This is a genomic window from Candidatus Neomarinimicrobiota bacterium, from assembly GCA_041862535.1.
Classification (GTDB): Bacteria; Fidelibacterota; Marinisomatia; order SCGC-AAA003-L08; family TS1B11.
Genome location: JBGVTM010000054.1, coordinates 1 through 9,542 on the forward strand (window position 1 = coordinate 1; position 9,542 = coordinate 9,542).

The 9,542-nt window shown below is 53.8% G+C and carries 5 protein-coding genes; all 5 read right to left on the reverse strand.

Features of this window, described 5'->3' with window-relative positions; genetic code table 11:
* Positions 1–14: 14 nt before the first annotated feature.
* Entirely contained in the window at positions 15–1,244 is a 1,230-nt protein-coding gene (locus ACETWG_02175; protein MFB0515395.1) for an IPT/TIG domain-containing protein, read from the reverse strand.
* Between the two features lie 28 nt (positions 1,245–1,272).
* Positions 1,273–2,292 carry a PorV/PorQ family protein gene (locus tag ACETWG_02180; protein MFB0515396.1) on the reverse strand — a complete coding sequence of 340 codons (1,020 nt, stop codon included), beginning with the start codon at positions 2,290–2,292 and terminating at the stop codon, positions 1,273–1,275.
* A gap of 13 nt (positions 2,293–2,305) precedes the next feature.
* Entirely contained in the window at positions 2,306–4,474 is a 2,169-nt protein-coding gene (locus ACETWG_02185; GenBank protein ID MFB0515397.1) for a hypothetical protein, read from the reverse strand.
* Positions 4,475–4,550: 76 nt separating this feature from the next.
* Positions 4,551–7,505, reverse strand: coding sequence for a carboxypeptidase regulatory-like domain-containing protein (locus ACETWG_02190; GenBank protein MFB0515398.1), 2,955 nt, complete (start codon positions 7,503–7,505; stop codon positions 4,551–4,553).
* 454 nt (positions 7,506–7,959) lie between these two features.
* The coding region (locus ACETWG_02195; protein MFB0515399.1) for a glycoside hydrolase family 2 protein at positions 7,960–9,542 on the reverse strand (1,583 nt) is incomplete at its 5' end.

A 9,542-nucleotide genomic window follows, 5' to 3' on the forward strand; every position in this document is an offset into this window, starting at 1 on the left:
GGATATCCCCTGCTCTAATCACCTCTGCCGTAATAGGGTGCCGTCGTGTTATCGTGCATGAGCACTTTATGAACCGGTCCTGTCAGGGAACTGATGTACAGGAACTTATCGTGCCAGGTCAAAAAGCCCAGGTCACCAGCCAGAGTCACCACGGATTTCAGGGTGCCTGAGGGATCGACCTTGATGAGCGCGTTGGCACCTTCGCTTATACCGCTAACATACATGGAACCGTCGGTACCAAAGGTAATATCGTTCACCCGGCCACTCACGGTTGTTTCGACGGTATCGATTTCTCCTACACTGTCTTCGGTAAACGCCAGCTTGAAGATGATTCCGGTTGTCCTCTCATTCACGAATACGGCATCCCCGAATACTCGGCAATACGCCTTTTCTGCTGTTCCCGGCAATTCGGCTACCTTCTCGGTTGTACCGTCGCTTGAAATCCGGTAGAGATGCCTATTCGCGTTATCGACCACAAAAAGGTTCCCGAAGCGGTCGAAATCCATTCCCCAGGGATTAGGCACCGTCGTCCATTCCTCGAAGCTGCCCCCACCGGGTGGAATCCGGTAGATCAGGCCCTCACCGTTCCCGGCCGCATACAGGCTTCCATCCGGTCCCATCCGCAGGCCGCCATCGACCTTGAGCGTAGAACCGAATGCGTATACTGTCCGCACACCACCCGGTGTATCCTTATAAATTGCGCGCAGCCGCTGGTTCATCAGGTACATGTTCCCATCGGTATCAAACGCCAGCCCCCGCGGCTGGGTGAATTTCTCCTCGGGATGACCAGCAGGATACTCACTGGCTACATAGACATGGGCCATGGGCTTGAAAATGAACGAAACCTCGTTGCTCCAGCTGTAGCTGCCCTGCAAGGCGACCTTCACCAGAACAGTATCGGCAAAGAAATAGTCGATCGGGCGCGGTGTCGGAACCACCACCGCCAGGCTGTCTGCCCAGACCGTGGTCACCGTGGCGCTGGCGATCCCGAAAAAGACGAAGTTGTAGTCCGTCGAGCGGGTATCGAAACCCGAGCCGCGGATAATAACGATGTCGGTGGGATAAGCCGAACTCGGAACGACACTATCCAGCTCTGCCGTCTCAGAGTGGGCCGGATACGGATCGGGATTGTCCAAGTCGTACAGAATGTCGTCCCCGGACTCGATACAGCCGGAGAAGACCACCACCGCGGCGGCCCAGACCAGCTTCAGCATCGTAGGGAGGTTGATTGAATTAGTGCTCATTTTCCTGCAACCAATTAGACTGGAACGATTAGAAACCTATAACTACCGAAAAGGCCTGAACCTCCTGGAATTCACCGAACGGCACGTAGGCATAATCCAGACCTAGTTTCAGGGGGCCGATGCGGAAATTCGGCAGGAGACCGACGCCGTACGACACGCTCTCTTCATCGTAGTTCATCTTGTAGCCCATTCGGAGAGCCACCAGATCGACGAAGGAGTATTCCAGGCCGAAGTGCAGCCGCTCGGAATAGTCCCGCGGATGGGACAATTCCCAGGCCAGGGTCAGTTTGTGCGTATCGGACTCACCGGGAAGCAGTGAAAATAGATCCATCGCCATCCCGAAACACCAGTCCATGGGGATCGGATTGCTGACATTCCCGTATCCCTTTTCTTCCGAAAAATTCTGCAGCGACATTCCCAGGCGCAGGTCGTGGAAGCCCGTGAAATACAGTACTCCGAAGTCAAGATTCACCAGACCCATGTCCGTGTCTTGGTCGATGGGGTTATCGATCGAACCGCCAATCACCGGAGCATACGAGACCGTACCCAGTTGTTCCTGGGCGTAGCTGAAATGTAGCCCGAAGGAAAACCGATCGGTGACGCGTCGTGAGAACCCCAGCCCCGCCTGGTAGGCTTTCGGAAAAAATTCTTCCGTATATTCCCATCCCACCTCGTTTTCAGCTAATCGGGTTCCCTGGAAAACACCAAAATCGACATACCGGAGACTGCCGCAGAGCACGCCGATATTACCAACCGGAACGGCTAATGCCAGGGTGCTCTGGTTGATATCGGCGATCCAGGGCAGACTGGAAAAGGATACCTGGGGGAATGCGACAAAGCCGGTCCCGGCCGGATTCCAGAAGAGGGCATCCGCGGTCCCGACTACGGAATAGTAAGCGTTGCCCATCGCCATCGCCCGGGCTCCCACCGGAATCGACAGCCACTTCATGGAGGTCTGGGCCAGTTTCTTGATGCCCTCTGCCTCAAGGCCGGTGGCCATCAGAATGACGATCAGGGCCGTGGTGAAGTATCGGTGTTGTCTGGTCATCCTATCCCCTCAATTACCTGATGACGGTGAATTTCACGATGGTGCGGCCCGGCAGCTCCTCGGGTACCAAGGCCCCCGTTTCATCCGATACCAGCTTCTGGGCATCGGTCACCAGCACGATATACACCCCACTGGCGATGTACTGGTTACTCGTGGTGATCTGGTCCCAGTAATCGGTCGAGGTGCCGGAATCATGGGTAATGGTGTGGATCAAGTCGCCGGTGACATTATAGATCCGCAGCTTGCAGAATGGAGGCAGGTTAGCGAACATGATCTGGTTGTTGTCGCTCACAAAGTTTAGCAATTGACCCTTGATGTAGTAGGGATTGGGAACCACCACCACGCTGTCCAGGGTGCTTTTTCCCGGGCGGAAAGGAGACGCCGGCAGCTGCGACCGGTTGCTCCAGCGCGAGCTTTCCAGGTAGGGGCCGGTGCCGTCGATACCGGCACGGATGTCCGAAACAGCCGTGACGGCGTAATAATAATTTTCGCCGATGGTTAATCCCTCGTCAATGTACTCGAAATAGCCTTTATCGTTTTTTACCAGGGAATCAGCCGGAAGCTGGGCGATTTGTTTCCAGTAGACGTTTTTGCCAGCCTCGATGGGGTAATCGTCCCAGAAGTGCCCTTTTTTGCAATAGATGCGATAGGCCAGAACGTTGCCGCCTTCGTGGCCCGGGTAGTCCTCTTCCACGTCCACCCATTCCAGGTGTACCGAATTGGGGGCGGACCAGACAAACAGGTCCGGCGAGGGATAGGGCCGTGGGCACACCAGGTCGTTTTCCCACAGCTCCTGGGCCCGCTGCATGGCCCAAGCCAGCGAGTCCTCACCGCGATGCACAATCTCGTTCTTGATGGCATTCGTAACCAGAACGCTGCCCTTGACGGGATCATCATAATAGGCTTTGGGAGTATCGCCGAACTGGTACCAGTTGGCCCAGGCGGCACCCACCTCGCGGGCTTCCTGCCGGCTGATACTCCCCGATCCCAGCGCGTGCACCACGGTCACACTGTCGCCCATCCGCATCTCCGGCCACCCCCCCCAGATCTGGACCGGCTGCTTGCCTTCCTCCTTGGTGGGATCCCCGGTGGGCGGATATTCTAATACCTCATAGGGGGGGTCCGGACGCTCAACGATGAACTTTTGCCATAGGCCACCATCCCGCCATTCCCGGAAATCGTTAAAGGTAACCTTAATACGGGAAGAATGGGGATTCCCGACCACCCAGTCGGTTGTATCCGAAGGGGACTGGTTGCAGTGCAGCAGGGTGAAACCGCTGTAGGGCGTGGACATCAGCCAGCCGTCAGGGGCCGGCTGCCAGCGGGGATGGCCGGTGTCGTCAAACGGTGGACCTCCCGTCGTAAAAGCCGCCAGTGTTGGGTGATCCCCATCATAACCGTAAGTGACAACCAGCTTGTTGCGGTCGACGCCGGGTACGATGGAGGTTACCTCCATCGTACTAGCCCACCAGGCGCCGTGATGAATGAACCAGTCGCCGCTGGGGTCGTCGCCGGTCACACCGGTATAGGACGTCTGCCCCACACGATAGGCTTTGAAGACGTACACGTTCTTCACCACCTGGGTAGTGTCCGCGTCTAGGTCCGGGTCGGTCTCAGGGTAGTAGTCATCGTCAAAGGTCAGCTTGTAAGTGGTCTTCAGGATTACGAAATCCCCGTACAGCTGATTTACGAACTGGTAGCCTTCATACCGCATGTGCATCCAGGGAGATTTCTTCTTGAAAATCCGAAACATCTTGTCGGCCTTGATGCTCTCATCCACCAGGCCGGTGTATGCCGGCGAGGATGGAATCCCATCGACTATAACCGTGGGGGGCGCATATTTGCTGATCTCCCGGATGCCGAACGGTTCTTCTAGCATATACCCGCCCTTGGTTTCTTCGTCATATGCTCGCCGGAACTCGCCGTTGGCCAGGATGATCTCATCGAAAATCAGGGCTTCCTTGATGTTGGAGACCGTCCACATGTAGTAGGACCCGTTCGGGAACCGGCCGCAGTGTTCATTCTCATCGTATTCGACCACACCCAGGTCTTCGGCATCCAGCCGGTAGTAATAGCGCGCCAGGTCCAGGTGAACAATCGTTTGCTGAGCGTTGATCGCGGTGGGGACCAACAAATGGTAACACAGGATAGGAACACCCAGTAGGATTACTTTTTGCGTCATGAACATAACCTTAAAATTATAATGACGTTAGCATTGGTGATCTCAGCAAAAGTGCACACTGTCACGTTCCTCCACATCAGTTGATATTCAGATCAAATCCAAACATGATATACCTGGGATTGAGATACCACCGCCAGTTCTGCCAGCCGGCATCGATCCACGGTTTTTCATCACTGGGCCCCTCACCGTATTTGTCGTGCCCGTGCATTTCCCCCTCATACCAGGGCAGGTGCAGCGAGCTGCGGTACTGCTCGCCGCTGTAGGGGATCACCTCTCCCTTGAAGTTGGTTGCGTTCCGGACCCGCAAGAACACGCTGAAATCCAGATGCCCAATATCGAAGCCCTTCCTGAGAATCAGGTCGACGTTATGCCGGTCGATGCGATCCATGTAGTTCCGGGCCCAGACCGGAGGGGGATTACTGGGATCACCGAATAGTCGCTTGCCGCCAGCCCGCCACCAGGCATTGATCTGCAGAGCCCAGGATGACAGCGGTTTGAATCCCAGTATTTCCGGGCCAAAGTTTCCCGGCAGGAGGAACGAGTAAACGGTACTCACCTTGGGGACCGGCCAGTTTTGAACCTGTTCGGCGTTTTCACGCTGCTCCTGCTCGTACTGCCAGTTCTCATGCAGCGCTTTGAAACCGGTCCAACCTTCATTGGTAGAGATGTATTCGAAATCGATCCAGCCATAACCGAATCGGCCGTGCCTCTTCTGCAACCGAATCTCGATCCCCCGGATATCTTCGTAGCTGTTGTTTACTTCCGTGGAATATACCTCGCTCTTGTAGTAATCGTAGAATTTCAACCCGCCACTGGTCAACTGGTTGGTGATGTCTTTATAGTACGCCGAGATGCGGAAGAGATAGGCCCCGGCGAGGGCTTTTTCGAATCCGACTTCGTACATGACCGTGCGGGGCCATTCCGCATTCAGATTGGGGATCTTGGGGTTGTTGCCCTGTTGGATGTTGAATAGCTGTCCCGGAACCGGCAACTGGTAGAAATGACCGTAGTTGAAGTAGAATTTACTGGTAGCGGTTGCGGGGAAAGAAACACCTAGCCGGGGACTGATCTTAAATGTTACCGCATTCTCATCTTCTAATTGATCCTTGAAGCCCAGGTTGACAAAGTTGGAATCCTCGTCCACTCTCCGCCACTCGTCTTCGGTGTAGAATGTATACCACTCCTCATCCCCTTCGGCATTGATCAGCCACGCCGGACGCATTGCGTTGAAGTACTCAAACCGCAAGCCCAGGTTGGCGTTCATACCTTCGTATTCCAGCTTATTCTGGATGAACGCCGCGAGTTGTAGTGGGTGATCCTCGAAGTAATAGGTGTCTTCCGGTATCGGCCCTTCCTCGAAATAGGGTGGTTTGTATTCGTCAATGACCTCGTAATGGATCTTGGCCGCTCGCATATTATACTGGGTATAGGCCGCTTCGAATCCCACCTTCAGCAGATGACGGAAAGTGAGCTGTGATTCCAGGAGCCCTTTAAGACGTAGCTGCCAGTATTCGGAATCATCGATCTGGCGGCCCCCACCATAAATCCAGAACTGGTCGAACATGTCGTAATAATCACTCTGGTGCAGGAATCCGGTACTGGGACTGGGATCAAGATAGGCATCGCCCACCAGCACCTTATGGGAGGTATCACGATGGGTCGTCACCCCCTGGAATGCACTGTAGTAACTGCCCGTCAGGCTCAGGTTGTAGAAAGTCCGTTCACTCAGCGAGTGGCTGAACTTGATTCCGGCCAGATCGGTATTTCGATCGATCGGATTGATGCCGTAGGGATTATACAGCATGTGCCAACGCACATCCCGCGCCAGCTGGGTACCCTCCTTGGTGCCGGTGATCATCCCGGAAGTATAATCCTGGGCTTGCGTTGCCACACCCTGCTCTAATATGTGCATATAGGTAAAGGTCATCTTGGCCTTCGGCGAGAGCCTGAGGTTGAAGTTGGCTTGGGTCGTACTTTGGACGGAATTTGTCCGGCTGTAGGGATAGGCCAACTGCAGGTTTTCATAGTGTTGAGAGAGGAGGAAGGTTGAATTCTTGAACAGGAAGGGACCGGTGAGCGTGCCATCGAAAATATAATCCGGCTCCTGGGCGTAGGGAATATTCTGGTGCGTATGTCGCCAGATTTCCATCCACTGCTGGGGAGTATAATTGTTGTTGGGATCACCATCAGTGAGGGACTGCTCGGACATCTTGTTCCAACCGATAAACTCGAACGCGTAATCCCCACCTTCCACATCCGCCGCAGTCACCCCTTCGAAGGCTTTGTCCCCGCAGTAGACATTCCAGATGGGCCCGTTCACGCCGAAGGGGTTAGGACCGAAATGCTTATATTGGGGCGGTCCCATCCGGGCATCGATCGAGACGGCAAACCGATCCGGGGATCCTTCCTTCGTGATCACGTTCACCATACCCGAACGGATATCGCCGTATTCCGCGGTGAATCCACCCGTGGTGATCGTGACTTCCTGGACCGAGGTCAGGCTGATCCCCAGGTTAGGCTGCTGGGTAATGGCGTTGCGTAAGGACACCCCGTTGAGCGAGATGTTAGTCTCGTTGATGTCACCGCCTCGGATGCTCAGGCCACTGCCTTCTTCATCAGCCGAGATGAAGATGCCCACCTGGGATTCCATGAAATCCTGGAAAAAATCCTGTTTGAATACAGCCACGTCTTCTTCCCGCATCACCATTTCCGAACCGGCAACATCTGGCTGTATGATGGGGCGCTGCGCCACAACCGTCACCGACTCCCCCCTGATGACCTCCACACTGAGATCAAAGTCTACTGTGGTCGTCAAGTCGGCGGCAACATAGACCTGCGTCTTCCTTACGGTCGTATAACCAATAACACTGCACATAACCGTATAGAATCCCGGCGCAACATTAATGATGAAGTAGTGTCCATCCATATCCGTGGCGGAGCCTAACATAGTGCCTTCCAGGATCACATTGGCCCCGGCTATTGATTCACCGGTCTGAGCATCCACAACCCTGCCAGAGATCTTACCCGTCACCCCTCCATCAGCGGGATAGGGGCAAAAGATAATGAGTAGCGCAGCCAAAATCGGATTCAACAGATCTAACTTTTTAATTTTGAATGACATAGTTGTTACCTACGGTCTATGGAAATCTGGCCAGAAGGAAATGAAGAAGTCTTAATGTCGACTCTCGTGGGAGCGATACTACCTGAGAATTCATTGTCGGCAAGCAAAAGATCAAGACACCAACCGCATAATTCCAAAATTAAATGGATATACTAGGTATATTAAGGGTACGAAACTCAAGCCCTTTAATCAAGAGCTTTTTACCGCTTTGGCAACCTTTTCTACCACTCAGCTCGAATGGCTGGGGCTCAAACTAGGTGAGCAGCATCGCGATCAGCCCCTGTCCGCAATATGTTACCTACAGTAAAGATCTCCCTCATTGCTGCTCACCCGATGTTGAAGCCGCCGACCAACTCCTGATCGCTCATTCAGCTCGATTCAGATGAAAAAGCTCCTGCAGTTTATAGAAAGCCATCTTCGGCTGGCGGTATCCATCAACGACACCCTTCACGTTCCACCCCCGCAACCGGGGGCCGAGCATACGTAGATGCGCGGTACGGGTATCACAGAATTGCCAGACGCAGCCGCCCGAAATCCAGTCCTGCTCCAACGCGTACCTTCCTGAATCCCACACGTTCCGGGCCTGATATTCCTCACTCCACTTGACATTGCCCCAGTTATGCCATCCCGCCTGGGAGCCAGAAGCCCCAAATTCAGTCAATATTACCGGCTTATCCGGATATGCCTGCTGGATTTTATTGAGTAGGGCAATGCTTTCTTCACCAATCGCTTCGTCTAAGTAGGTTCTGTCCCAATACCATTGATACTTGGACCAGTTCGTGCAAATGAGATCCACCAGCGCATACGAACGGTCGACGTGAGCGCCTCCGGTAATGAAGGTTACGAAGTGCGTATTATCCACAGTCCGGGCATAATCAACCAATTCTTTAATATCGTCATAGGACCGCTCAAACTCGCGCCACTCGTTCCCCAGACTCCAGCTGAAAACGCAAGGGTGGTTCATATCCCGATATACCATGTCATGATATTGCTGCTTAATCTTGTCCTTGATAATGCTCTTTGCGAGTTGCTCCGGGCTGTATTGCCAGGATGGTACTTCGTTTAAAAAGAATAAGCCACTCTGGTCACAGAAATCCATAAACAATTGGCTGGGCGGATAATGCCCCCGCACAGCATTGGCACCCATCCGCTTTAATATCTCGACATCCCTTTGAATTATTTGTGGCGGCAAGGCTGAGCCCCAATCAGGGTGGTCATCGTGATGATTGGCACCCATCAACTTGATTCGGGCTCCATTCAAGAGAATTTTTTGTCCATCAGCAGCTAGGGAGCGGATCCCAAAGCGCTCAAACTGATCATCTTCGCTCTCACCCAGCATAACCCGGGCCGAGTAGAGATTGGACTCCTCCGGAGACCATAATTGCGGGCTTTTCAAAAAGGTGTCGAATTCAATCACCGGCTCTTCCCCGGTAATCTGTCGAGTACTGCTATGCACCGGAACACCATTAATAGCCAGCTGGATCTTCTTTTTAATAGACCCACCACTGATATTTTTAACGAACACTCTGATGCGTAACTCCGCTTGTCTGGAGGTAATGTTTAGCGGAATTACGTGGAATTTATCGATGTAGACTTCTGGCACCAGTTCCGCATAAACGGGCCTGTAAATACCACCGTAGGGAAACCAGTCGACGCCGTCTTTGGGAAGCGATTCATCATTCAGGCTGTTATCTACCCGTACCGTAATGATGTGCTGCCCCTTTCGGAGGTTTGGAACAACGAAGGCAAACGGGCTGTAGGCACCTTCGTTCTCCCCAAGGGGCCTGCCATCCAGCCATACCTTCGTCTTGTAAAAAACGCCCCCAAACCATAAACGGAGGTATCCATCCCGGGGCAGATCAAAGGTGCGTCTGAGCCAGGCGGGACCCTGATACTGCCAGTAACGGGCGGTGGCATTCCAGGTACCCGGAACCCACTGGCGGGTCT

Excerpts from the sequence above, each read along its gene's own strand:
- ACETWG_02180 (MFB0515396.1), bottom strand. The coding sequence starts at position 2,292 with ATGACCAGACAACACCGATACTTCACCACGGCCCTGATCGTCATTCTG.
- ACETWG_02185 (MFB0515397.1), bottom strand. The coding sequence starts at position 4,474 with ATGACGCAAAAAGTAATCCTACTGGGTGTTCCTATCCTGTGTTACCAT.
- ACETWG_02175 (MFB0515395.1), bottom strand. The coding sequence starts at position 1,244 with ATGAGCACTAATTCAATCAACCTCCCTACGATGCTGAAGCTGGTCTGG.